This is a genomic window from Microbacterium sp. LWH11-1.2, from assembly GCF_038397745.1.
GTDB lineage: Bacteria > Actinomycetota > Actinomycetes > Actinomycetales > Microbacteriaceae > Microbacterium.
In genome coordinates, this window is record NZ_CP151636.1 from 1428771 (window position 1) to 1452951 (window position 24181).

The following is a 24181-nucleotide window of genomic DNA, read 5'->3' on the forward strand; positions in this document are numbered from 1 at the left end:
GGGGCGCGTTCAGCGCGAGCGAGAGAACAGGGAGGCGAGGGGAGAGCGACGAGCGGATGCCGGGTCGAGCGCGTCGACCGCCTGGATGAGGCCGGTGTCGACCGCGAGACCCGCGTCGAGGGCATCCGCCCAGTGCGGCTTGGGTCGAGGTGCGCGCGGCTCGGAGACGGACGAGGTGACGATCAGCGCCGCGTGCGGGCTCAGAGCCACCACGTCGCCGACCACGACGACGGCAGGCGACCGCACCTGACGGCTCGCGGCGAGCTGCGCGATCGTGCCGAGCGTGCCCACGGTGACGCGCTCGCGCTCGCCGTAACCGTCCTCGATGATCGCGACGGGGCAGTCGACCCCGCGAGGGCCGGAGCTGAGCACGTGCGCGGAGTGTCCGAGGGTGTTCACACCCATCAGCAGCACGACCGTGTGATCGCCCTTCGACAGGCTCAGGGGCCCGCCCTGCTCGATCTGGTCGTGGCCGCTCAGCACGGTGAAGGATGCCGCTACCCCGCGGTGGGTCAGCGGGATGCCCGCGACGGCGGGGACGGACACGGCGCTCGTGACACCGGGGACGACGTCGACGGGGATGCCGGCGGCTTCGCAGTGCTGCTGTTCCTCGCGCCCGCGGCCGAACACGAACGGGTCGCCGCCCTTCAGCCGCACGACGCGGCGCCCCTCCGAGGCGAGCCGCACGAGCAGGTCGTTGATGCCGTCCTGCGGCACCGGATGGTGTCCGGGGAGCTTGCCGACGTCGATGACCTCAGCGGTGATCTCCACTCCTTCGGCGGCCAGCTGCTCGAGGACCGCGCGGGCGCCGAGGCGGTCGGCGACGATCACGTCGGCCTCCTGCAGCGCACGGAGGCCGCGGACGGTGAGCAGGCCGGCATCGCCGGGCCCCGCCCCCACAAGAGTGACTGTTCCGGTCATCGGTCGCCTCCCAGCGCGAGGCCGCGGCTCTGCAGCATCCGTCGCTCCAGCGGCCCGAAGATGGCGAGCTCGATGAGGATGCCGATCGCGAGGATCAGCAGGATCGTGCCGAGCACGCCGGCGAGATCGGCGAGTTCGCGCGACTGCTGCAGCATCGAGCCGAGCCCGAAGCCGATCGAGCCGCCCACGGCGATGATCTCCGCGGCCATGAGCGATCGCCACGAGAACGCCCAGCCCTGCTTGAGCCCGGCGACGTACCCGGGGAGCGCGGCCGGAAGGATCACCGCGGTGGCGAGCTGCCAGCGGCTCGCCCCGAGCACCGTCCCGACCCGGCGCAGCTGCGGCGGCACCTGGTCGATCCCGGAGAGCAGGCCGTTCACGATCGAGGGGATCGCGCCCATCAGGATCACGAAGTACACCGTCGCGTCGGAGAGGCCGAACCAGATGATCGCGGCCGGCACCCAGGCGACGGAGGGCAGCACGGTGAGGCCGGAGATCAGGGGGCCGGCGGCGCGGCGCAGCGGCTTCCATTCGGCCAGGAGCAGACCGAGCGGGGTGCCGACGGCGATCGCGATGAGGAAGCCGATGATTCCGCGCTCGAGGCTGGTGAGCACGGCCTCCTGCAGGCGTCCCGTCTGCCAGGCCTCGCCGAGCGCACCCGCCACCTGGAGCGGACCGGGGGCGATGTCGGGGCGCGGGTCGGCGATGACGACGTACAGCTGCCAGGCGGCGAGGAGCGCGAGCAGCAGGACGATGGGCGGCAGCACCTTCGACAGTGCCGTGCGCCATCGGGGGCGGAGGTCTCCCTGCGCGCTCTGCAGGCGGTCGAGGCCCGCGGAGAGCGTGCGCAGCTCGTCGTCCTTCGTCTCGCTGCGCTCGCTCGAAAGCCGAGGGGATGCGGTGTCAAGCGGCATTGCGGCGGATCTCCTTCCGCAGCTCGGCGGTGATCTCGGTGGCGAGGGCGGCGACCTCGGGCGACTCGATGCGCCGGCCGGTGGTCGTGGCGACCTTCCACTCCCCGGCGACCCGACCCGGGCGGCTGGAGAGCAGGATCACACGCTGTCCGAGCCGCGCCGCCTCGCGCACGTTGTGCGTGACGAAGACGATCGTGCGGCCGGTGGCGCGCCACACCCGCTCGAGCTCCTCGTGCAGCAGGTCGCGGGTGATGGCGTCGAGCGCGGCGAACGGCTCGTCCATCAGCAGGACGGGGCGGTCCTGGGCGAGCGCGCGGGCGAGCGCGACGCGCTGCCGCATGCCGCCGGACAGCTCATGGGGCCGCTTGTCACCCGCCTCGGCGAGATTCACGGTCGCCAGCAGCCGCTGCGCCTCCGCGCGGCGCTCGCCGCGGGGGACGCCGCGCAGCCGGAGCGCGAGCTCGACGTTCTTGCGCGCTGTCAGCCACGGCATCAGCGCCGATTCCTGGAACATCACCGCCGCGCCGCCCCTCGACGGGCTCAGTGACCCCGTGGTGGTCAGGATCTCACCCGACGTGAGCGGCTCCAGCCCGGCGATGAGGTTGAGCAGGGTGGACTTGCCGCATCCGGAGGCGCCCAGCAGGCACACGAACTCACCGGGCGCGATGTCGAGCGTCACGTCGTCGAGCACGAGCGGTCCCGCACCGAAGCGCTTCGTGACGTGGGAGAGGCGCACCGCGGGGTCGACCGGCGCGGCCGGCGCCGCCGGCGGCGTGACACCGTCGAAGCTCGGCGTCAGCGCGGCCACGGACACAGCCGGGGTGCCCTCAGACAGGCTCAGGGCCCCGGCTCCTGACGACCCCGCGGGCGCACTCATCAGTCCTCCCCGAGGCCGGCGGCGGAGACGGGCTCCTCGCCGTCCTTCTTCAGCAGCGCGTTCAGCGCACGCAGGTCGAACAGCCCGTCGATCGAGCCCTTCTTCTGCGTGCCGGCGGCCAGTCCGTTCTCGACCAGCGTCTCGAAGGTCTCCGCGTGCGGATCGACCGTGAACGTGACGTTCTCGAGGGCGCGGGCGAGCACGTCGTCCGAGAGGCGCTTGCCGGTGGCCTCCTCCAGGGCGTCGTTGATGACGCCGGGCGCCTCGTCGGCGTGCTCGTCGAGCCAGGCGACCGAGGCCACGTGTCCTTCGAGCAGGTCCTCGACGACGTCGGGGTGTTCCTCCGCGAACTCCGCGCGCACCAGCAGCACGGTGGTCGGGAACGCCCCGTCCTTCCAGAGGTCGGCCTCGTCGACGAGCACGTGCGCACCCGCCTCGACCACGAGCCGCGACACCCACGGCTCCGGCAGCCAGGCTCCGTCGAGCTCGCCCTGCTGGAACAGCGTGAGGGTCTGAGCGTTCTCGGTCGGGGTGATCGTGACGTCGCCGCCTCCGGCGGTCGAGGTCTCGAACCCCTCCTCGGCCAGCCAGCTGCGCAGCGCCACATCCTGCGTGTTGCCGAGCTGCGGGGTCGCGATGTTCGCACCGGCGAGATCGTCAGGGCTGTCGATCCCCTCGCGCACCACGAGGGCGGCGCCACCCGAGGTCGCGCCGGCGATGATGTGCGCGGACTCGCCTCCGGACTGGATGAAGGTGTTGATCGAGGGGTTCGGTCCGATGTACGTGGCGTCGATGGCGCCGGCGGACAGCGCCTCGATGGCGGCGGGGCCGGCGTTGAAGACCTCTGTCTTCAGATCGATGTCGCCGAGCGCGTCCTCGAACAGTCCCTCGGAGAGCCCGACGAGCGCCGGGGCGTGCGTCACGTTGGCGAAGTACCCGAGGCGGACCTCGTCGGGTGCCTTCGTCTCGCCCTTCGCGGCGTCGTCGGTCGCGGATGCGGAGGCGCAGCCGGCGAGCATCATCGCAGCGAGTCCCAGGGCAGTGAGTGTCGTGGTGGTGCGGGTGATCTTCACGGTTTCGCCTCCTCAGCGGTCGGTGGTGCAGGTGGGGTGGTGCAGGTTCGGTGGTGCAGGTCTCAGGGTTCGTCGATCACGGTCGCGGCGGCGAGCGTCGCGCCGTCGGCGGGGTGGATCAGCAGGAGCGAGCCGCCGGAGCGATCCCGCGCATATGGCTCGATCGGCAGGTCGGCGGCGAAGCGCAGCCGCACCCGGCCGATCTCGTTCGCGGCGAGCGACGGCGCGTCCTCGTGCGCGAGCGTCTCGAGGTCACGGCGCGACAGCACCTCGGCGACGAGCGCCTGCACCGTGGCGGTACCGTGCTTGACGAGCACCTTCGCGCCCGCGACGACCGGGCGCGCGTCCAGCTGGAAGAGCTCGACCACGGCCTCGCGGCTTCCCGTCGGAGCGGTGCCGGCGGCGGCGATCAGCGCGCCGCGGGCGGCGTCGATCTCGTCGGCGAGGGTCAGCGTCACGGACTGGGGCGCGGTGGCGGCATCCGCCGGCTCCCCGGCCACGTGGATGCCGGTGACGGTCGTCTCGTGCCCGCCGGGGAAGACGTCGACGCGGTCCCCCACCTGCACGACGCCCGAGGCGATGCGCCCGGCGAAGCCGCGGAAGTCGCGGTACTGCTCGGGATCGTCGATGTCGGGGGAGAGCCCGCCCTGCGGGCGCAGCACGAGCTGCACCGGAAGCCGGAAGGAGGATGCCGCGGCGTCCTCCTCGTCCTGACGGGGCAGCTCCTCGAGCAGCTCGATCAGCGTCGGGCCGGAGTACCACGGGGTGCGCGCGGACCGGTCGACGATGTTGTCGCCCTCCAGGGCCGAGACCGGCAGGACATGGATGCCGTGCAGGCCCAGCTGCTCCGCGACGCGCGCCGCCTCGAGCTCGATCTCGACGAAGACGTTCTCGTCGAAGCCGGTCAGGTCGATCTTGTTCACCGCGATGATCACGTGCGCGACGCGCAGCAGCGACACGACGGCGAGGTGACGGCGCGTCTGCTCGACGATCCCCTTGCGGGCGTCGACCAGCACGATCACCGCATCGGCCGTGGCCGAGCCGGTGACCATGTTGCGCGTGTACTGCACGTGTCCGGGGCAGTCGGCGAGGATGAAGCTCCGCCGGGCGGTGGCGAAGTACCGGTAGGCGACGTCGATCGTGATGCCCTGCTCACGTTCGGCGCGCAGGCCGTCGGTGAGCAGCGCGAAGTCGAAGTCGCCGTGCGCGAAGCCGCGCTGCCGGGACGTCGTCGCGACCTGCTCGAGCTGGTCGGCGAGGATCGCCTTCGCGTCGTGCAGCAGGCGCCCGACGAGCGTGGACTTGCCGTCGTCGACGGACCCCGCCGTGGCGAAGCGGAACAGCGTGGTGGTCTCCGACCCAGCTTCAATCGCGCTCATCAGAAGTACCCGTCCTTCTTGCGGTCTTCCATGGCCGCCTCGCTGATGCGGTCGTCGGCCCGGGTGGCGCCGCGCTCGGTGAGCGTCGAGCGGCCGACCTCGGCGACGACGGATGCCGTGTCCGCGGCATCCGATTCCACCGCTCCCGTGCAGCTCATGTCGCCCACCGTGCGGTAGCGGACCACGCGGCGCTCGGTCTCCTCGCCGGTGCGTGGCTGCGAGAACTCGCCGATCGCCCACCACATGCCGTCGCGGCGGAACACCTCGCGCTCGTGCGCGTAGTACAGCGGAGGCAGAGCGATGCCCTCGCGCTCGATGTAGCGCCACACGTCGAGCTCGGTCCAGTTCGAGATCGGGAACGCACGCACATGCTGGCCGGGCAGGTGGCGGCCGTTGTAGAGGCTCCAGAGCTCGGGCCGCTGGTTGCGCGGGTCCCACTGACCGAACTCGTCGCGCAGCGAGATGATGCGCTCCTTGGCGCGCGCCTTGTCCTCGTCGCGGCGGGCACCGCCGAACACGGCATCGTGCTTCCCCGCGGCGATGGCGTCGAGCAGCGGCTGCGTCTGCAGCGGGTTGCGCGTGCCGTCGGGGCGCTCGGCGAGGCGGCCGTCGTCGATGTACGACTGCACGCTCGCGACCTCGAGACGGATGCCGAGCCGCGCCACGGTCTCGTCGCGGAAGGCGATCACCTCGGGGAAGTTGTGGCCGGTGTCGACATGCAGCACGGGGAAGGGCACGCGTCCGGGGGCGAAGGCCTTGGCCGCGAGGTGCAGCACCACCACCGAGTCCTTGCCGCCGGAGAACAGCAGCACGGGGCGCTCGAACTCGGCGACGACCTCGCGGATGATGTGGATGCCCTCCGCCTCGAGCAGGTCGAGCGCGGAGAGCCGACCCTTCGACGAGCTCAGGGGCCCATGGTGCTGGGTCGCTGAGCCTGTCGAAGCGTCCTGCGTATCGAGAGTCATAGGTGCAGCCCGCATTCGGTCTTGGACAGGCCGGCCCAGCGGCCGGATCGAGGGTCTTCGCCGGCGGCGACGGGCTTCGTGCACGGTGCGCAGCCGATCGAGGGGTAGCCGTTCGCGATCAGCGGGTTCACCGGCACCTCGTTGACGGTCGCGTAGTCGATGAGGTCGTCGAAGCTCCAGGCGGCGACCGGGTTCACCTTGACCAGTCCGTTGCGCTCGTCCCACACGATCAGCGGAGTCTCGGCGCGGGTGGGCGCCTCCTCACGACGCACGCCGGTGAACCACAGCTCGTAGTCGCCGAGCGCGCGCTGCAGCGGCTCGACCTTGCGCAGCGCGCAGCACAGGCCCGGGTCGCGGGCGAAGAGGTCCTCGCCGTGGGCGGCATCCTGCTCGCGCACCGACTGCACGGGCTTGACGTCGACGATGCGCACGTCGAGCTCTCGCTCGACCTCGTTGCGCGTGACGGTCGTCTCGGCGAAGTGGTAGCCGGTGTCGAGGAACAGCACGTCGACGCCGGGGAGGCTCTGCGCGACCAGGTGCGGCAGCGCGGCATCCGCCATCGAGCAGGCGACGGTGGCCTGGCTGACGGCGAAGTTCTCGGCGACCCAGGCGACGACCTCGGCGGGGCTCGCCTCATCGGCCTGACGGCTGCGAAGCTCGACCGCGCCGCGCTCGGCGAGGGCGCGCAGCTCGTCCGCCGAGCGGCGGGCCGGACGTATGACGACCTGCTGGCCCTTCGACCGGCTCAGGGACCCAGCCTCGATAGGGCTCATTGCAGCGCCTCCTCGTCGGCGCGGTGCGCCCAGACGGCGAAGGTCTCGTCGACCTCCCGGTCGGCGAGGTAGCGGCGGATCACCCGCTCGGCGTAGTCGGCGATGCCGTCGGCGGCCACCTTCAGGCCGCGGACGGTGCGGCCGAGGCCGGCCTCCTCGCGGTCGACGTTCGCGAGGCCGCCGCCGAGGTGCACCTGATAGCCGGGCACCTGCTCGCCGTCGATCGACACGAGCTGGCCCTTCAGCCCGATGTCCGCGATCTGGATGCGGGCGCACGAGTTCGGGCATCCGTTCACGTGGAGGGTGATCGGGCGGCCGATCTCGGGCTCGAGCTCGCCGAGACGCCGCTCGAGCTGCGTGATCGCCTCGGCGGCGTTGGCCTTCGTCTCGACGATCGCGAGCTTGCAGTACTCGATGCCCGTGCAGGCGATCGTGCCGCGCCGGAACAGGCTGGGACGGGCGGACAGGCCGATCGCATCGAGGCCGGCGATGAGGCTCTCGACCTCGGGCTCCGGCACGTCGAGCACGATGAGCTTCTGGTGCGGGGTGGTGCGGACGCGCTGCGACCCGTGCACCTCCACGAGATCGGCGAGAGCCGTGAGCGTCGAGCCGGACACGCGTCCGACGAGAGGGGCAGCGCCGACGAAGAATCTGCCGTCCTTCTGCGCGTGCACACCGACATGGTCGCCGAGGCTCGTGGGCTTGGGGGCTGCGGGGCCGTCGGGGAGAGGCGTGTCGAGATACTCGGTCTCGAGCACCTCGCGGAAGCGCTCCACGCCCCAGTCGGCGAGGAGGAACTTCAGGCGGGCCTTGTTGCGGAGACGGCGATAGCCGTAGTCGCGGAAGATCTGCGTGACCCCGTGCCACACGTCGGCGACCCGGTCGGGCGCCACGAAGACGCCGAGGCGCTCGCCGAGACGCGGAACCACCGAGAGCGCGCCGCCGACCCACAGGTCGTATCCGATCCCGAGCTCGGGATGCTCGACGGCGACGAAGGCGCAGTCGTTGATCTCGTGGACGACATCCTGGCTGGGGTGACCGGTGATGGCCGTCTTGAACTTGCGCGGGAGATTCGCGAGCGTCGCGTCGCCGATGAAGCGCTCCGCGATCTCCTGGATCTGCGGAGTCGGGTCGATGATCTCGTCGGCGGCGATTCCGGCCACGGGCGACCCGAGGATGACCCGCGGCACATCGCCGCAGGCCTCCGTGGTGCTGAGTCCGACCTCTTCCAGGCGCCGCCAGATCTCCGGGACGTCTTCGACCTGCACCCAGTGCAGCTGCACGTTCTGGCGATCGGTGAGGTCGGCGGAGTCGCGGGCGAACTCGGTCGAGATCTCGCCGATCACCCGGAGCTGCTGCGTGGTCAGCTGACCGCCGTCGATGCGCACGCGCAGCATGAAGTACTCGTCCTCGAGCTCGTGCGGCTCGAGCTGGGCGGTGCGGCCGCCGTCGATGCCCGGCTTGCGCTGGGTGTACAGCCCCCACCAGCGGAAGCGTCCGTGCAGGTCGGTCGGATCGATCGATGCGAATCCGCCCTTCGCGTAGATCGTCTCGATGCGCTCCCGAACGTTGAGCCCGTCGTCCGCGAGCTTGAACTCCTCGTTCGCGTTCAGGGGTTCGCGGCCGTCGACCGCCCACTGTCCGTGCGGCTTGGTCGGCGTCCGCGTGGTGCGCGTGCGGGCACCACGGATCGGCGTCGGCTGCTCGATGGTCATGACCTGCTCCCTGGGATGGCTTCGCATCAAGGTAGGAGCTTGGACTCGGTGCAAGAACCTCGATGACACGGGGCGTCAGGGGGCGTCACAGAGAGACATACGGTCGCCGGAATATTGACAGACGGCCCGTCCGTCGGGATCAGCCGATCTGCGGGACGGTCTCCTCGAAGCGCGAGACCACGATGTCGATCAGCGGCTCGGGCACAGCGCCGCCGTCGAGCAGGGGCAGCGTGAGCACGCGTCCGGCCGCCTGCCGCTCCGCGAGGTCGAAGAAGTAGCCGCGAGCCAGGAGGTAGGTCGAGACGACGGCGTCCGGATGCGCCGCGAGTGCCGTCGGCAGATCGGGCTCGCGCGCGGCGAGGTACGCGAGCTCCACGCGGCGGCCGAGATGCTCGCGCAGGACGGCGGCCATGCCCTCGGCATCCGTCAGCGACCGCGGATCACGCGACCCCGCGACCGCGAGGATCACCGGGAGAGCGGATGCCGCGGGCATCCGCTCCGCGAGCACGGCGGCGAGCCGGGGGTCGGGGCCCAGAGGCGCCGCCACCACGGCATCCGCCCGGTCGGCGACCATCCCGTGCAGGTCGTGATGCACGTGGAATCCGCTCGACAGCAGCAGGGGGACGACCACGACGGGGCCGTCGATCGCCGCGAGGGCGTCGACGGCGTCGGGCTCCTGCACGTCGACGAAGGCGGCACGCACCTCGACGTCGGGGAGCCGGGCTGCGACCGCCTCGACGAGGTCGGCGATCGCGCGCGCCCCGGCGGCGTCGGACGTGCCGTGCGAGACGGCGAGCAGGGTGGGTCGAGCCATGCGGTCAGCCTAGGAGGTGCGTATGACGGAGATGTGTCGCGATTGTTAGCTTCTGTTGTATCGCTTGGCCGCCCCGCTCCGCGCCCCTACCGTGTCGGGGATGACGAACGACGATGTTTCTCAGACCCACCGGACCGCCCTCGGACGCCTCCTGCTCGATCGGCGCACGCTGCTCCGCGCCTCCGGCGCCGCGGCACTGGCCACGACCTTCGCGGTCGCCGGACGCCCGGCATCCGCCAGCGCCGCCTGCGAGGCGCTCGTCCATCAGGACGGATTCGCCACTCCCTCCGCCGGCAACTGGACCGCGCGCATCTTCGACGGCGCCAGCAGTCCGGTCGGCGCCGGTGACGTCTGGGGCGACCAGACGCTCTTCCCGCCCGCGCGCTACGCGATCGTGCCCGATCCGGCAGGCTCAGGGCAGCCGGTGATGCGCTTCACGGTGCCGGCCGACCAGGTCTCGTATCGGGCCGAGATCGCGCGCCGCCAGTTCACCCTCGGCCGGTACCGCTACGGAGTCTCGCACTACATCCCGACCGACTACGTGCCCTTCCGGTACGGCACGATCCTCGCGCAGTGGCACGGCTACACGCTGCCCGACGGCCGGGCGACGAACCCGCCGCTCGCGCTCCTGCTCAACGGCACCCCGACGCCCGTGTGGGAGCTGCACGTCTACCGGCTCCAGCCCGACCTCACGACGCAGCTGACCAGGCATACGCTCCCGGTGCCGGTGCAGTACGGCCGCTGGAACGACTGGACCGTGGACATCACCTGGTCGACGCCCTCCACTCCCGGCCGCGTGATCGTCACCCACGGCGGAACGACGGTGCTCGACATCTCCGGCGACAACAACTACCACCAGCAGTGGCCGCCGTACTTCCAGACCGGCATCTACCGGTCCTCGTGGCGCACCGGAGGGTATCCGGCGCAGCCCGACCTGCAGATCTACCACCGGGGCATCACCGTGCACGACCTCACGGGGTGCGCCGCCGGGTGACGTTCCGCGTCCCCCGTCTCGCCGCGAGGATGCCGACTTCACTAGGGTTCTGCGAGGGCCGAGGAAGGAGGCGCGATGACCAAGCAGCTCATCGTCAACCTGTTCGAGATGGCGACGCCGGGGCACATCACCCATGGGCTGTGGCGTCAGCCGGACAACCAGCGCGAGCGCTACGCCGACATCTCCTACTGGACCGAGCTGGCGCAGGTCGCCGAGGCGGCCGGTTTCGACGCGATCTTCCTGGCCGACGTCGTGGGTGCGTACGACGTCTACGACGACAGCTTCGAGCCCGCGCTCGAGCGCGGGCTGCAGATCCCCAACATCGATCCGCTGCTGCTCGTCGCCGCGATGGCGGCCGTCACCGAGCACATCGGCTTCGGCGTGACCTTCTCGACGACCTACGAGCCGCCGTTCGCCTTCGCGCGGCGCATGGCGACGCTCGATCACCTGACCCGCGGGCGGGTGGGATGGAACATCGTCACCTCGTACCTGCCGAACGCGGCGCGCAACTTCGGTCTCGACGATCAGATCCCGCACGACACCCGATACGAGATCGCGGCGGAGTACATCGACGTCCTCTACAAGCTGTGGGAGGGCTCGTGGGACGACGACGCGGTCGTCGCCGACAAGGACGGCGGAACGTACAGCCGCGCCGGCGCCGTGCGCGCGATCGATCATGTCGGCACGCACTTCCGCGTCGCCGGGCCTCACCTGTCCGAGCCGTCGCGGCAGCGTGTTCCGCTGCTGTTCCAGGCGTCGGCGTCGAAGGCCGGCATCGCGTTCGCCGCGCAGCACGCGGAGGTGCTGTTCACGGCCGACCGTCCGCCCGGAGCGCTCGAGCGCAACATCGCCGCGATCCGCGACGAGAGCGTGCGCCACGGTCGGCGGCCGGAGGACACGCGGTACGTCGTGATGGCCACCGTCATCGTCGCGCCCACCGAGGAGGAGGCGCGGGCGAAGTACGAGGAGTACCGGTCGTTCCGCGACCCCGAGGGAGCGTTCATCCACATGAGCGTGCCGTTCCATCCCCTGCAGCATCCGGCCGACATCACGGTGCGTGAGGCGCTGGAGCGCGAGGGGCGGCAGGACGTGGTCGACGCGGGCGCGCTCCCGCTGCATCTGACCGTCGGCCAGTTCGCGGGAGCGGTCGACGAGGCGTGGGATTCGCGCTTCCTCGCGGTCGGCAGTCCTGAGCAGGTGGCCGACACGATCGAGCGGTGGCTCGACGCCGACGGCATCGACGGGATCAACCTGCGCCAGTACCACTCGTTCGACACGGCCAGGGACTTCGGTGAGCTCGTGGTTCCGGAGCTGCGTCGGCGGGGACGGATGCGCGAGGCGTACGTGCCGGGGGAGATACTGCGCGAGCGGATCTTCGGCGAGGGGCCGCGCCTCCCGGAACGGCATCCCGCTGCGCGGTATCGCGGGGGTGCGAACCTCTAGACTCGGGCCATGCGGCTCCGTGCCATCGATCTGGTCGACGTCCTCGTGTATCTGGTCGTCCTCGGCACCTTCACTCAACTGTTCCCGGCGGTGATCTCCGAGAGCTTCCTGCTGTCGCTGCTGACGGCGGTCCTGCTGAAGGTCGTGCTCGAGGCCGTCGTGTGGGTGAAGACGAAGGCGCTCGCGCGCATCCGCTCCGAGGGCAGCGGCGCGAGACGGGCGGTCGGCGTGGTCGTGCTGCTGCTCGTGATGCCGGGCAGCAAATTCCTCGTGCTGGAGCTGGTCGACCTGGTGTTCGGCGACGCCGTGTATCTCGGCGGGTTCTTCCTTGTCACGCTGCTCATCGTCGTGCTCATGCTGGCGCGCGGGGGTGTGCGGCGGCTGCTGGTGCGGCCGGCGTCTGCCGAGGTGACGGCGTCGGACTCGTGATTCGCGACTGTATTCCGGAATGCCGGTTTATGCGCCTGAACAGGGGATTTGAATGTCGGTGGCCCCTGGTTCACTGAAGGTATGACAGCACTGGCGGATGCGACGGCCGAGCAGGTGAAAGCCCTGAGTTCGGCGACCGACATGCTCGTGGGGCTCGAGCGGACGATCAGCAGTCTGCAGGCCGCGCGCGACGGCGTTCTGGCGATCGGTTCTCGTCTGGCCCTGCAGGTCGCCGCCGAGCAGGAACACCCCGACTTCGGTGAACTCGCAGCGCGCACGGTCGCTTCCGAGATGGCAGCTGCGCTGCGCGTCAGCGACCGCACCGTGCAGGCGCGGATGGCGGATGCGGTGTGGCGGGTCGAGCGGTTTCCGCTGGTCTGGGCCGCCCAGGGGTCCGGCCGCATCAGTGCTGCGCACGCCCGAGCGATCTGCGATGCCGCCGAGCATCTGGAAGACGCCACGGACCGGGACTCGTACTCCGCCGAGATGGTGGCGTTCGCGGAATCGGAGTCCCCGAACCGGGTCTCCAGGCGCGGGCGGCGGGTGGCGGAACGATTCCAGCCGCGGTCGATGGATGAGCGGCATGCAGACGCACGGGAGAAGCGTTCCGTGTGGGTGAAGGACACCGGGGACGGGATGACGCAGCTCGGGCTGCTCGGCCCCTCCGCGCTCGTGCACGGTGTCTTCGAGCGGCTCACCGCGATGGCCAAGGCCGTCCGGTCCTCGGCATCCGAGCAGGATCACGATGCTGTGCAGGAACAGTCGGTGCGGGGAGCGGACACGCGGACCTTGAATCAGATCCGTGCCGACATCGCCCTCGACCTCCTCCTCTCCGGGGCTCCGGCCGGGCACGACACCCCAGACGAACTGCTCGCCGCGATCACAGCCTCGGTCTCCGTCACCGTTCCGGTCACCTCCCTGATGGGTCGCGCGACAGCTCCGGCCGAACTGAACGGTCGTACCCCGATGGACCTCGCCACCGCCCGCAGACTCGCCGGCGCAGCATCCGGATGGGATCGCATCCTCACCCACCCGATCACCGGCGCCCTGCTCTCCGTCGACCGCTACCGACCCAGTGCGGAGCTGAGACGACACCTCAGAGCCCGGGACCAGCGTTGCCGATTCCCCACCTGTGGCCACGCCGCCACCCACAGCGATATCGACCACCATCACGACGCCGCCCGCGGCGGTGCGACGACGGTGGAGAACCTCGGCCACCTCTGCAGACGACACCACGTCCTCAAGCACCACTCGCCATGGCACGTCGAACCCCTCGGCGACGGCACCTACGCCTGGACCAGCCCCACCGGCCGCACCTACATCGACAAACCGCCGCCCCCGCACACGATCACCTTCACCGACGACGATTCGAGCCCGCCGTTCTGATTCGACGGCTTCGCGCTATTCATCGACCGCGATGAAGTTCTTCGACAGCATCTCCTGCACGACGGGGCCGACAGGCTCTCCCTCGCACGTGACGGTGACCCACACCGAGTAGTCGGCTTCCACGAAGGCTCGCGCGGCCATGAAGTATCCGACCTCGTTGAACGTGTAGCTGAACTGGCGGTGCTCCACGCCGGAGCCCTCGCCTCCGTAGCGCAGGAACTCTCCGTCGGTGAGCCAGCCCTGCCCGAGGAAATCGCCACCGGACTGATGCTCGATCAGGGCGTCGGTGGCCTCCCTGTCGTCCATGCCGCCCGCGTCACCGAGCACGCCGCCCCGGAACGCGGCCGTGCAGGAGCCGCTGGCGTTCCGGTACGACCATCGTCCCGGCTGATCGGACGGGAGCGCCGCCCACCCCTCGTCCTCGATCAGCCCGTCGCCCCACCGGATGTCCGAATCCGCCGTCAGGGCCGCCCCTGCGGCGAAGGTCACATCCTCCGAAACCGACCCGATCCCCGCATCGGATGTCGGGCTCGTGCCGGATGTCCGGCTCGGGTCCGTACTCCTCGCCTCGCGCGAGATCGGGGGTGCGGCGCACCCGGTCGCGACGGCCAAGAAGGCAGCCACGGCGATGACGGCAGGGATGCGGAGGGTGGTGCGATGAATTCGTCGAGTCATGCTGCGGGAGCCTAGGCAGTCGCCGCATCCGCCGATCCACGCCTGTGGATAACTGCCGACACCCAAACTTGAGCCTTCTCGTATCAACTTTGTTTGACAGCATCCGCACCTCGGAGTACAGTTGAGTCATCGCGACTCAGGTTTCCCTGATCGCCGCAGATTTCCGAACCACAAGAACTTCCAACAAAGGAGAAAACACATGGCACGTGCTGTCGGTATCGACCTCGGAACCACCAACTCCGTCGTCAGCGTCCTCGAGGGCGGCGAGCCCAAGGTCATCGCCAACGCCGAGGGCTTCCGCACCACCCCCTCGGTGGTCGCCTTCACCAAAGACGGAGAGGTGCTGGTCGGCGAGACCGCCAAGCGCCAGGCCGTCACCAACGTCGACCGCACGATCTCGTCGGTCAAGCGCCACATGGGCACCGACTGGAGCTTCGACGTCGACGGCAAGAAGTGGACGCCGCAGGAGATCTCCGCGCGCATCCTCATGAAGCTCAAGCGCGACGCCGAGTCGTACCTGGGCGACACGGTGACGGATGCCGTCATCACGGTCCCCGCGTACTTCAACGACGCCGAGCGCCAGGCCACGAAGGAGGCCGGTGAGATCGCGGGCCTCAACGTCCTGCGCATCATCAACGAGCCGACCGCCGCCGCCCTCGCGTACGGTCTCGACCGCGGCAAGGAAGACGAGCTCATCCTCGTCTTCGACCTCGGTGGCGGAACGTTCGACGTCTCCCTCCTCGAGGTGGGCAAGGACGACGACTTCTCGACCATCCAGGTGCGCTCGACCGCCGGTGACAACCGCCTCGGTGGAGACGACTGGGACCAGCGTCTCGTCGACTTCCTCATCAAGCAGTTCAAGGAGACCACGGGCGTCGACGTCTCGGGTGACAAGATCGCCCTCCAGCGCCTCAAGGAGGCTGCCGAGCAGGCCAAGAAGGAGCTCTCCTCCTCGACCTCGACCAGCATCAACCTCCCGTACCTGTCGCTGACGGAGTCCGGCCCGGTGTCGCTGAGCGAGACCATCACCCGCGCGAAGTTCGAGGACCTCACCAAGGATCTGCTCGACCGCACCAAGAAGCCGTTCGAGGACGTCATCCGCGAGGCCGGCATCAAGGTCGCCGACATCGCTCACGTCGTGCTCGTCGGTGGATCGACGCGTATGCCCGCCGTCGCCGAGCTCGTCAAGCGCGAGGCCGGCAAGGAAGCGAACAAGGGCGTCAACCCGGATGAGGTCGTCGCCGTCGGCGCCGCCCTGCAGGCCGGAGTCCTCAAGGGTGAGCGCAAGGACGTGCTGCTCATCGACGTCACCCCCCTGAGCCTCGGAATCGAGACCAAGGGCGGCATGATGACCAAGCTCATCGAGCGCAACACGGCCATCCCGACCAAGCGCAGCGAGACCTTCACCACGGCAGACGACAACCAGCCGTCCGTCGCGATCCAGGTCTTCCAGGGCGAGCGCGACTTCACGCGCGACAACAAGCCGCTCGGCACGTTCGAGCTGACCGGCATCGCCCCGGCTCCCCGCGGCATCCCGCAGATCGAGGTCACCTTCGACATCGACGCCAACGGCATCGTGCACGTGTCCGCCAAGGACAAGGGCACCGGCAAGGAGCAGTCGATGACGATCACGGGCGGCTCGTCGCTGTCCAAGGAAGACATCGACCGCATGGTGCGCGAGGCCGAGGAGAACGCGGCCGAAGACAAGAAGCGCCGCGAGGCCGCCGAGGTACGCAACCAGGCCGAGACCCTCGCCTACTCGATCGACAAGCTGATCAAGGACAACGAGGACAAGCTCCCCGCCGACGTCAAGGAGTCGGTCCAGGCCGACGTCGACGCCCTCAAGACCGCACTCGCGGGCGAGGACGACGACGCCGTGAAGACCGCATTCGACAAGCTGAACGAGTCGCAGGGCAAGCTCGGCGAAGCGATCTACGCCACGTCCCAGGCGGATGCCGCGGCCGGCGCCGCCCCTGAGGGCGACGCGCCCGCCGATGACAGCTCCTCCGACGAGGACGTCATCGACGCCGAGGTCGTCGACGACGAGGAAGACAAGAAGTAATCATGACGGACAAGAACTTCGACGACAACGCCGGGGTTCCGGAAGAGGGGCCGGACGCGAACGCGTCCGGCCCCCAGCCGCAGAACCCCGACTCCACCGAGGCCGCAGCGGCCGAGGGCTCCGTCGACGACCTCACGGTCGACGACATCCTCGGTGCCACGCAGACCGGTGAGGCCGCGGCGGAGGACGCCGTGCTCGCCGACCTCGAGTCCACCCTGCTCAACGACCTCAAGCGTCTGCAGGCCGAGTACGCCAACTACCGCCGCCGCACCGAGGAGCAGCGTCAGATCGAGAGCGAGCGAGCGAAGGGCGAGGCCGCCAAGGGCCTCATCCCGGTGCTCGACGATCTCGACCGCGCGGCCCAGCACGGCGACCTCGTCGAGGGCACGCCCTTCGCCGTGATCGCCGACAAGGTGCGCGTGGTGGTCGAGCGCCTCGGTGTCGTCTCCTACGGCGAGAAGGGCGAGGAATTCGACCCGCAGCGCCACGAGGCGATCTTCCAGCAGCCCACTCCGGGCGTCACCAAGACCACGGTGCTCGAAGTCGTCGAGGTGGGATACCGCCTCGGGGACATCGAGCTGCGTCCCGCGAAGGTCGTCGTCGCTGTCCCTGCCGAGTAGGTGATCGATGGCTAGCCAGGATTGGTTCGACAAGGACTTCTACAAGACCCTCGGGGTCTCGAAGGACGTCAGCGACGCCGATCTCAAGAAGACGTACCGCAAGCTGGCGCGCAAGTATCACCCCGATTCCAATCAGGGTGATGCGGCGGCAGAGGCGAAGTTCAAAGAGATCAGCGAGGCGTACTCGGTGCTCTCCGACGCCGATCAGCGCAAGGAGTACGACGAGATCCGTGCCATGGGCTCGGGCGCGCGCTTCACGGCGGGCGGCGCGGGCGCGGGCGGCTTCGAAGACGTGTTCAGCCGCTTCGGCCAGCAGGGGCGCGGCCAGTCCGCCGACTTCGAGGACATCTTCGCGATGTTCAACCAGGGGCAGGGCGGTTCGTTCGGCAACGGCCGCTTCGGGCAGACGAGCGGCGGGTATCGCGGCTTCGGCGGGCCGCAGCGCGGTGCCGACGTCACGGCGCGGACGACGATCGACTTCATCACGGCCGTGCAGGGCGAGACCATCTCCCTGCAGGGAGAAGACGGCAAGCCGTTCAAGGTGAAGATCCCCGCCGGCGTGGCCGACGGGCAGAAGATCCGACTGCGGGGTCGCGGTCGCCCCTCGCCCGATGGCGGGGAGCGCGGCGACATCGTGGTGCAGATCACGGTGCGCCCGCATCCGGTGTTCACGCGTGACGGACTGAACCTGCGCGTCATCGTGCCGGTGACGTTCACCGAGGCGACCCTCGGCGCGACCATCGAGGTGCCGACGCTCGGCGGCGACGTGGTCAAGCTCCGCGTCGCACCGGGCACCCCCTCCGGTCGGGTGCTGCGCGTCAAGGGGCGCGGCGTCACGACGTCGAAGGGCAGCGGCGACCTGCTCGCCGAACTCCAGGTCGCGGTGCCGACGCACCTCGACGAAGCCGCTCGTGCGGCGCTGGAGAAGTTCCAGGAGCTCGAGCCGACGGAGAATCCGCGCGCCGAGCTGATGGCGAAGGCGAAGCGATGACGTCCGCGAGCACCGGGGAGGTGAGCATCCATGGCTGAACGTGGCATGGACGCCGACACCCCGGTGTTCGCGATCGCCGTCGCCGCCGAGCTCGCGGGCATGCACCCGCAGACGCTGCGGCAGTACGACCGCATCGGCCTCGTGGTGCCCGGCCGCACCTCCGGCGGTTCACGCCGGTACTCGACCCGCAACATCGAGCAGCTCCGCGAAGTGGCCGAGCTCTCCTCCCAGGGTGTCAGCCTCCCCGCGATCGCGCGCCTCCTCGACCTCGAGGATGAGAACCGGATGCTGCGCGCCCGAGTCGCCCAGCTCGACGCGGCGCTACGCGCCGAGCGCGAGAGCCGTCCCGGCGTGCGCGTGTTCGCCGCGGGCTCCACCGGCGTGGTGCCGATGCCCTCCGGCCGCCGCATCCGCCGTTCCACAGAGGTCATGCTGTGGAACCCGCGCGGGAACTGAGCGACGCGCTCGACGTCCCGGTCGGCGTGACCGGGATCAGCACGAGCCCCTTCGCGATCAGTGCGGCCGAGGAATGGGACTGGCACCGGCACGACGCCGATGAGCTGCTGTGGTCGGCACGCGGGTCTCTCGTCGTCGAGACAGCCGTCGGCTTCCACGCCGTCCCGTGGACCGTCGGCCTCTGGATCCCGGCAGGCGAACCGCATCGTGTGACCGCGTCGAAGGGCACGGAGTTCTCGTGCACGTTCCTCGCACCGGGGATCGGCTCCCCGCCGCGAGAGGGGGTCGGCGGCGTCGGCATCCCGATGGCCGCCCGCGCGCTCCTCGATGAGCTCGCGACACAGGACATGGCCGACGAGACGCGTCGGCTTGCGGAGCAGCTCGTGCCCCGCCTGCTCCATCGCGCGGAGCTGCTTCATCTCACCCTGACCCTGCCCGACGACGATCGGGCGAGGCGGATCGCGGAGGCGGTGCAGCAGGATCCGGCCGATGCGCGCACGCTGCAGGAATGGGGCGCCGTCGTCGGCGCGAGCGAGCGGCATCTCGCACGCTTGTTCCGCCGCGATTCCGGCCTCTCCTTCGCCGAGTGGCGCACCCGGGCGCGGATGCTCGCGGCGATCGTGATGCTGGCCGAGGGGCTTCCGGTCGCCATGGTCGGGAGACGTGTCGGGTACGCGCGGTCGAGCGCCTTCGTGCAGGCGTTCCGTCGGGAATTGGGGACGACGCCGGGAGCATTCGCGGTGTCCGCGCTCTGATTCGTCTCTCTCACGACATTCCCTGGCAGTTTCGCGACATCGGGAAGAGGGATGATCGATGAGGCACTTAGGTAAGCCTCAGCTAATCCCTCCCCGAATCGAAGGTCCGTTCATGACGCCCTCCCGCACCCGTCGTCTCCGCGCCGTCGCTCTCGCGACCGGCGCCGTGTTCCTGCTCACCTCGTGCGCGTCCGCACAGGCCGGTGAAGCCGGCGGCGAGACCCTCACCATCGACACCGAGTTCGGAGAGGTCACCGTGCCGACCGAACCCCAGGCGGCGATCGGCTTCTACACGACCGACGTCGACATCCTGATCACCCTCGGATACCCGCTGGCCGCCGAGCAGCCGATCCGCGACGACTGGGACGCGTTCCCGAGCTACTTCCCGCAGGAGGAGCTCGAGGGCATCAAGGGGTTCCACAACTACCCGGAGTTCAACCTCGAGCACATCCTCGAGGTCGGTCCGGACTTCATCCTCAACGGCATCGGCTACGAGACCGATCTGCACGACAAGCTCACGCCGATCGCCCCCACCTACACGTACAACGCCTTCGACGGCGGCGACTGGCGCGACAAGTTCGAGGCTCTGGCCGCGGACCTCGGCCGCGAGAAGCAGGCCCAGGCCTGGCTCGACGACTACGCGGCGCGCGTCGCCGAGGTTAAGGAGCAGCTCGACGCCGCGGGCGTCGCCCCGGTCGTCGCCGACATCTCCTTCTGGGACGGTCAGATCAACGTCGGCTGCTACAGCATCTCCTGCCTGGTCTTCGCCGATCTCGGCCTCGAGATCAGCCCGCTCGCCGACGGCGACGGCGACGGAAAGCCCGACAGCGACGGCACGTCCCTCAGCATGGAGCAGGTGGGACAGCTCGCCGACATCGACGTCATCTTCACCGGGGTGAGTGAAGACGGCTCCGGTCTGATCACCGACGAGGAGGCCCTGCAGGCGAACCCGCTCTGGACCGCGCTCCCCGCGATCGTGAACGGCGAGGTCCACGCCTACAACTACGAGATGAGCTACGGCTCGCCGAGCGGCCAGGACGGTCTGCTCGAGGTCGTGCGCAAGGCGCTGCTCCCGTGAGCCGCCCCGAGGTGAACCGCGTCCATCGCGTCGAGGTCGTCGAGGTCGAGCGGCTGACGCCAGGGATGGTCCGGATCGTCTTCGCCGGCGACGGGCTCGAGGGCTTCCTCTCCTCGGGTGTCGGCGACGAGTATCTGCGGCTGTTCCTGCCGAAGACCGGCCACGAGGAGCCCGTGCTCCCCTCGCCGACCGAGGACGGCTACTGGGAGTTCCCCGACGGCGTCGACTCCACCGAGGTGCGCACCTACACGGTGAGGTCGTGGGATGCCGTGTTCGGTCGTCTCGTGATCGACTTCGTCGTGCACGAGGGCGGCATCGCCGCGACCTGGGCACTGGGTGCCCGGCCGGGCCACATCGTCGGAGTGAACACCCCGCGCGGTCTGTACGACCCGCCCGAGGGCATCCGCTGGCAGCTGCTCGTCGCCGACGCGACGGGGCTCCCCGCCGCGCTGCGTCTGGCCGAGCAGGCGCCGGCGGGCGTGCGCACGCGAGTGGTGCTGGAGGTCGGCGATCCGGCCGACGAGCACCACGTCGATCTGCCCGCCGACGTCGAGCTCACCTGGGTGCACGGCGGCAACGGCCATGGTCCGAGCCGCGTCGAGGACATCGTGCGCGCGAGCGAATTCCCGCGCGAGCCGGGCTACGTCTGGGTCGCGGGAGAGACGCGTGTGACCCGTGGGGTGCGCAAGCACCTGCGGCACGAGCTGAGGCTGCCGTCGACGGCGTACAAGGTCGTCGGGTACTGGACCGCGAACTCGGAGCAGTGGAGCGAGCGCTTCGAGGCGCTCCCCGACACGGTCCGGAAGCAGCTCAGCGCGATGTGGGACGACGAGACGCGCGATGTCGAAGAGGTCGAAGACGAGTACGAGGCCACTCTTGAGGCTCACGGACTCTGAGCTCGCGCCGGCGGCGGCGGTCGCCGCGCCCGCTGTGCTGACGAGCGAGGCCGTCGACAGTGCGCGGGCCGCGATCTCGGTCTCGCGCCGGCGGCGGATGCTGGGCTTCGCGCTCGCGGTCGGCGCGCTCGCCGTCTGCATTCTGCTGAGCTTCACGATCGGCTCCCAGCGGCTCTCGATCGAGCAGATCGTCGCTGCTCTCCAGGGCACCGACACCGAGGCGTGGACGATCATCCGTGACCTTCGCGGACCACGGACAGCGCTCGGCATCCTCGTCGGTGCCGCGCTCGGCATCGCCGGCGCCCTGATGCAGGCATTCACGCGGAACCCGCTGGCCGACCCCGGCATCCTCGGGGTGAACGCGGGCGCGGCGTTCGCCGTGGCCGCGGGTGCGGCGGCCTTCGGCATCACCACCCTGTCGGGCACGATCTGGTTCGCGCTCCTCGGTGCGGTCGCCACGACGTTCGCGGTGTGGGCGATCGGCGCCTCCGGCCGTCGCGGCGTCGACCCGCTGCGGATCACCCTCGCCGGCGTCGCGATCGGGGCGTTCCTCAGCGGCATCACCTCGGGCATCACGCTCCTGCTCCCGGAGGTCTTCGACCGCATGCGCGGCTGGAACGCCGGGAGCATCGCCAGCGTGCCGTCCGAGCAGATCGGATGGGTGCTGCCGTTCCTGCTCGTCGGGTTCGTGCTCGCCTTCGCGGTGGCGCGGCCGTTGAACGCGGTCGCGCTGGGCGACGACCTCGCCGTGTCGCTGGGGTCGCGGATCGTGCGCACCCGCGTGCTCGCGATCATCGCGGCGACGCTGCTGTGCGCCGCCGCGACCGCTGTCGCCGGGCCGATCGGCTTCGTCGGTCTCATGGTGCCGCACGCCGTGCGCTGGTTCACCGGGCCGGACCAGCGCTGGATCTTCGCCGGGAGCCTGATCGCCGCACCCGTGCTCGTGCTCGCGAGCGACATCGTCGGCCGCGTCGTGCTGCGCAGCGGCGAACTGCCCGTCGGCATCGTCACCGCCTTCGTCGGGGCACCGGTGCTGATCATGCTCGTCCGCCGCCGAGGGGCGAGCGCCCTGTGAGCGTGCACGTCGAGCGCGGGTACCGCACCTGGCTGCTCCGATCGAGGAACGGCGGCGTCAGCATCCTCGTCCGACGTCGCCCCGTGGTGGTCGTGACAGCACTGGTCCTCGCTGCGGCGGCGGTCGCCGTCGTGAGCCTCGGCGTCGGCGACTACGTCGTGCCGATCCCCGACGTCGTCGCCACCGTCTTCGGCTTCGGCGACTCCCGCTCGCAGCTGGTGGTCTGGGGATGGCGGATGCCGCGCGTGCTGCTCGCCCTCGCGCTGGGCGCCGCACTCGGCACCGCCGGAGCGATCTTCCAGTCGCTGACCCGCAATCCGCTCGGCAGCCCCGACATCATCGGCTTCGATTCGGGTGCGTACGTCGGCGCCCTGCTGATCATCACGACCGTCGGCACCGGATACCTCGCTGTCGCGGGCGGGGCGCTCGCCGGCGGACTCGTCACCGCGCTGCTCGTGTACGTGCTGGCCTACCGACGCGGGTTCCAGGGATTCCGGTTGATCATCGTGGGCATCGCCGTCTCCGCGATGCTCGCCTCCGTCAGCACCTGGGTCATCCTCGACACCGACCTGAACATCGCTCTCGCCGCATCGGCGTGGGGGAGCGGATCGCTCAACGTGGTCGGGTGGCCGCAGGCGGCACCCGCCGTCGCAGTCCTCGTCGTGCTGTGGATCGTCGCCGCCATGCTGTCGCGCGGCATGCATGCGCTCGAGGTCGGGGATGACGCGGCGGTCGCGTTCGGCGTGCGCACCGGGCGCGTGCGGCTCCGGCTGGTGGTGCTGGGCGTCGCCTTCACGGCGACGGCCACCGCGGCAGCCGGACCGATCGCCTTCGTGTCGCTCGCCGCCCCGCAGCTGGCGCGGCGGCTGACCCGCTCCGCCGGCGTCACGCTGTCGGCCTCGGCGGCGATGGGAGCGCTGCTGCTCGTCGTGAGCGATCTGATCGCCCAGCGGATCTTCGCGCCGTCGCAGCTCCCGGTCGGCGTGATCACCGTCGCCCTCGGCGGCGCGTACCTCATCTGGCTGCTGATCTCGGAGGCGAGAAGACGATGACCGACACCGCTGTGCCCCTGGTGGGCGTGGAGCGCGGGTCCGACCCGCGACTGTCCGCGAAGGACGTCACTCTCGGCTACGACCGACGTGTGATCGCCGACGGACTGACGGTCGACATCCCGACCGGATCGTTCACTGTGGTCATCGGGCCGAATGCGTGCGGCAAGTCGACCCTCCTGCGCGCGCTCGCCCGGGTGATGAAGCCGTCTGCGGGCTCCATCCTGCTCGACGGCCGGGAGATAGCCGAATTGCCGGCGAAGGAGGTCGCCCGTCGACTGGGGCTGCTGCCCCAGAGCTCGATCGCCCCCGAGGGCATCACGGTCGCCGATCTCGTGGCGCGAGGGCGGCATCCGCATCAGGGAGTGTTCCGGCAGTGGACGACGAGCGACGAGAACGCCGTTGCCCAGGCTCTGGCTGCGACCAACACCGCCGACCTCGCCGCACGGCAGGTCGAGGAGCTCTCCGGGGGACAGCGCCAGAGGGTGTGGGTGGCCATGGTGCTCGCGCAGGAGACGCCGCTGCTGCTGCTCGACGAGCCGACCACGTTCCTCGACATCGCGCATCAGTACGAGCTGCTCGAGCTGCTGCGACGTCTGCACGACGAGGGCGATCGCACCCTCGTGGCCGTGCTGCACGACCTGAATCAGGCGGCGCGCTACGCCGACCATCTGATCGTGATGCGCGAGGGGCGCGTGATCGCCGCGGGAGCCCCGGATGAGGTGATGACCGAGCAGCTGATCGAGGAGGTCTTCGGGCTGCCGTGCACCATCATCCCCGACCCGCACACGGGCTCTCCGCTGGTGGTGCCGCGGCCCTCGCGGTGAGCTCCGACCGGGCC

Annotated in this window: 24 protein-coding genes; 14 read left to right on the forward strand and 10 right to left on the reverse strand. The window is 70.1% G+C overall.

Annotated elements, in window-relative coordinates:
- Nucleotides 1-9 precede the first annotated feature (9 nt).
- The 9 genes from cobA to MRBLWH11_RS06835 all read right to left on the reverse strand — a co-directional run bounded on the left by cobA (nt 10) and on the right by MRBLWH11_RS06835 (nt 9431).
- Nucleotides 10-921 carry a uroporphyrinogen-III C-methyltransferase gene (gene cobA / locus MRBLWH11_RS06795; protein WP_341947249.1) on the reverse strand — a complete coding sequence of 304 codons (912 nt, stop codon included), beginning with the start codon at nt 919-921 and terminating at the stop codon, nt 10-12.
- The gene (locus MRBLWH11_RS06800) at nt 918-1835 is read right to left on the reverse strand and encodes an ABC transporter permease (RefSeq protein ID WP_116633672.1); all 918 of its coding nucleotides are present in this window, start codon (nt 1833-1835) and stop codon (nt 918-920) included. Before MRBLWH11_RS06800 ends, cobA begins: the two co-directional genes overlap by 4 nt.
- The gene (locus MRBLWH11_RS06805) at nt 1825-2715 is read right to left on the reverse strand and encodes an ABC transporter ATP-binding protein (RefSeq protein ID WP_116633673.1); all 891 of its coding nucleotides are present in this window, start codon (nt 2713-2715) and stop codon (nt 1825-1827) included. Before MRBLWH11_RS06805 ends, MRBLWH11_RS06800 begins: the two co-directional genes overlap by 11 nt.
- Nucleotides 2712-3785, reverse strand: a complete 1074-nt coding sequence (locus MRBLWH11_RS06810; protein ID WP_341947250.1) for an ABC transporter substrate-binding protein — start codon at nt 3783-3785, stop codon at nt 2712-2714. Before MRBLWH11_RS06810 ends, MRBLWH11_RS06805 begins: the two co-directional genes overlap by 4 nt.
- Nucleotides 3786-3847: 62 nt before the next feature.
- The gene (locus tag MRBLWH11_RS06815) at nt 3848-5164 is read right to left on the reverse strand and encodes a GTP-binding protein (RefSeq protein WP_341947251.1); all 1317 of its coding nucleotides are present in this window, start codon (nt 5162-5164) and stop codon (nt 3848-3850) included.
- The gene (gene cysD / locus MRBLWH11_RS06820; protein WP_341947252.1) at nt 5164-6129 is read right to left on the reverse strand and encodes a sulfate adenylyltransferase subunit CysD; all 966 of its coding nucleotides are present in this window, start codon (nt 6127-6129) and stop codon (nt 5164-5166) included. Before cysD ends, MRBLWH11_RS06815 begins: the two co-directional genes overlap by 1 nt.
- Complete coding sequence (locus tag MRBLWH11_RS06825) at nt 6126-6902, reverse strand: phosphoadenylyl-sulfate reductase (protein ID WP_341947253.1); 777 nt, start codon at nt 6900-6902, stop codon at nt 6126-6128. Before MRBLWH11_RS06825 ends, cysD begins: the two co-directional genes overlap by 4 nt.
- Nucleotides 6899-8617: a nitrite/sulfite reductase gene (locus MRBLWH11_RS06830; protein WP_341947254.1), complete on the reverse strand. Its 1719-nt coding sequence runs from the start codon at nt 8615-8617 to the stop codon at nt 6899-6901. Before MRBLWH11_RS06830 ends, MRBLWH11_RS06825 begins: the two co-directional genes overlap by 4 nt.
- A gap of 139 nt (nt 8618-8756) precedes the next feature.
- Nucleotides 8757-9431: a CbiX/SirB N-terminal domain-containing protein gene (locus MRBLWH11_RS06835; protein ID WP_341947255.1), complete on the reverse strand. Its 675-nt coding sequence runs from the start codon at nt 9429-9431 to the stop codon at nt 8757-8759.
- A 100-nt stretch (nt 9432-9531) separates the two neighbouring features.
- Between MRBLWH11_RS06835 and MRBLWH11_RS06840 the strand changes: the two genes are divergently transcribed.
- The 4 genes from MRBLWH11_RS06840 to MRBLWH11_RS06855 all read left to right on the forward strand — a co-directional run bounded on the left by MRBLWH11_RS06840 (nt 9532) and on the right by MRBLWH11_RS06855 (nt 13683).
- Complete coding sequence (locus tag MRBLWH11_RS06840) at nt 9532-10425, forward strand: heparin lyase I family protein (RefSeq protein WP_341947256.1); 894 nt, start codon at nt 9532-9534, stop codon at nt 10423-10425.
- A 75-nt stretch (nt 10426-10500) separates the two neighbouring features.
- On the forward strand, nt 10501-11868 hold the full coding sequence (locus MRBLWH11_RS06845; RefSeq protein ID WP_341947257.1) for an NtaA/DmoA family FMN-dependent monooxygenase: 1368 nt from the start codon (nt 10501-10503) through the stop codon (nt 11866-11868).
- Nucleotides 11869-11877: 9 nt separating this feature from the next.
- A complete protein-coding gene (locus MRBLWH11_RS06850; RefSeq protein ID WP_341947259.1) occupies nt 11878-12297 on the forward strand; it encodes a hypothetical protein in 420 nt (139 codons plus the stop codon).
- Between the two features lie 48 nt (nt 12298-12345).
- A complete protein-coding gene (locus MRBLWH11_RS06855) occupies nt 12346-13683 on the forward strand; it encodes a DUF222 domain-containing protein (RefSeq protein WP_341947260.1) in 1338 nt (445 codons plus the stop codon).
- A gap of 15 nt (nt 13684-13698) precedes the next feature.
- Here MRBLWH11_RS06855 and MRBLWH11_RS06860 read toward each other — a convergent pair whose 3' ends face one another.
- On the reverse strand, nt 13699-14358 hold the full coding sequence (locus MRBLWH11_RS06860) for a hypothetical protein (protein WP_341947261.1): 660 nt from the start codon (nt 14356-14358) through the stop codon (nt 13699-13701).
- Nucleotides 14359-14557: 199 nt separating this feature from the next.
- On the opposite strand from MRBLWH11_RS06860, the gene dnaK reads away from it, so the two are divergent.
- From dnaK to MRBLWH11_RS06910, 10 genes are all read left to right on the forward strand, one after another.
- Nucleotides 14558-16420 (forward strand): molecular chaperone DnaK, encoded by a 1863-nt coding sequence (gene dnaK, locus MRBLWH11_RS06865; RefSeq protein ID WP_116633685.1) that lies wholly within the window; start codon nt 14558-14560, stop codon nt 16418-16420.
- 2 nt (nt 16421-16422) lie between these two features.
- Nucleotides 16423-17040 carry a nucleotide exchange factor GrpE gene (locus MRBLWH11_RS06870; RefSeq protein WP_341947264.1) on the forward strand — a complete coding sequence of 206 codons (618 nt, stop codon included), beginning with the start codon at nt 16423-16425 and terminating at the stop codon, nt 17038-17040.
- Nucleotides 17041-17047: 7 nt separating this feature from the next.
- On the forward strand, nt 17048-18031 hold the full coding sequence (locus tag MRBLWH11_RS06875) for a DnaJ C-terminal domain-containing protein (RefSeq protein ID WP_116633687.1): 984 nt from the start codon (nt 17048-17050) through the stop codon (nt 18029-18031).
- A gap of 30 nt (nt 18032-18061) precedes the next feature.
- Nucleotides 18062-18487 carry a MerR family transcriptional regulator gene (locus tag MRBLWH11_RS06880; RefSeq protein WP_116633688.1) on the forward strand — a complete coding sequence of 142 codons (426 nt, stop codon included), beginning with the start codon at nt 18062-18064 and terminating at the stop codon, nt 18485-18487.
- Nucleotides 18466-19242, forward strand: coding sequence for an AraC family transcriptional regulator (locus tag MRBLWH11_RS06885; protein WP_341947266.1), 777 nt, complete (start codon nt 18466-18468; stop codon nt 19240-19242). Before MRBLWH11_RS06880 ends, MRBLWH11_RS06885 begins: the two co-directional genes overlap by 22 nt.
- A 112-nt stretch (nt 19243-19354) precedes the next feature.
- Complete coding sequence (locus MRBLWH11_RS06890) at nt 19355-20320, forward strand: ABC transporter substrate-binding protein (RefSeq protein WP_341947267.1); 966 nt, start codon at nt 19355-19357, stop codon at nt 20318-20320.
- A complete protein-coding gene (locus tag MRBLWH11_RS06895) occupies nt 20317-21216 on the forward strand; it encodes a siderophore-interacting protein (protein WP_243408771.1) in 900 nt (299 codons plus the stop codon). Before MRBLWH11_RS06890 ends, MRBLWH11_RS06895 begins: the two co-directional genes overlap by 4 nt.
- The gene (locus MRBLWH11_RS06900) at nt 21197-22291 is read left to right on the forward strand and encodes an iron chelate uptake ABC transporter family permease subunit (RefSeq protein ID WP_341947268.1); all 1095 of its coding nucleotides are present in this window, start codon (nt 21197-21199) and stop codon (nt 22289-22291) included. Before MRBLWH11_RS06895 ends, MRBLWH11_RS06900 begins: the two co-directional genes overlap by 20 nt.
- The gene (locus tag MRBLWH11_RS06905; protein WP_341947269.1) at nt 22288-23343 is read left to right on the forward strand and encodes an iron chelate uptake ABC transporter family permease subunit; all 1056 of its coding nucleotides are present in this window, start codon (nt 22288-22290) and stop codon (nt 23341-23343) included. The genes MRBLWH11_RS06900 and MRBLWH11_RS06905 overlap by 4 nt, the downstream gene beginning before the upstream one ends.
- The gene (locus MRBLWH11_RS06910; RefSeq protein ID WP_341947270.1) at nt 23340-24167 is read left to right on the forward strand and encodes an ABC transporter ATP-binding protein; all 828 of its coding nucleotides are present in this window, start codon (nt 23340-23342) and stop codon (nt 24165-24167) included. The genes MRBLWH11_RS06905 and MRBLWH11_RS06910 overlap by 4 nt, the downstream gene beginning before the upstream one ends.
- Nucleotides 24168-24181 lie beyond the last annotated feature (14 nt).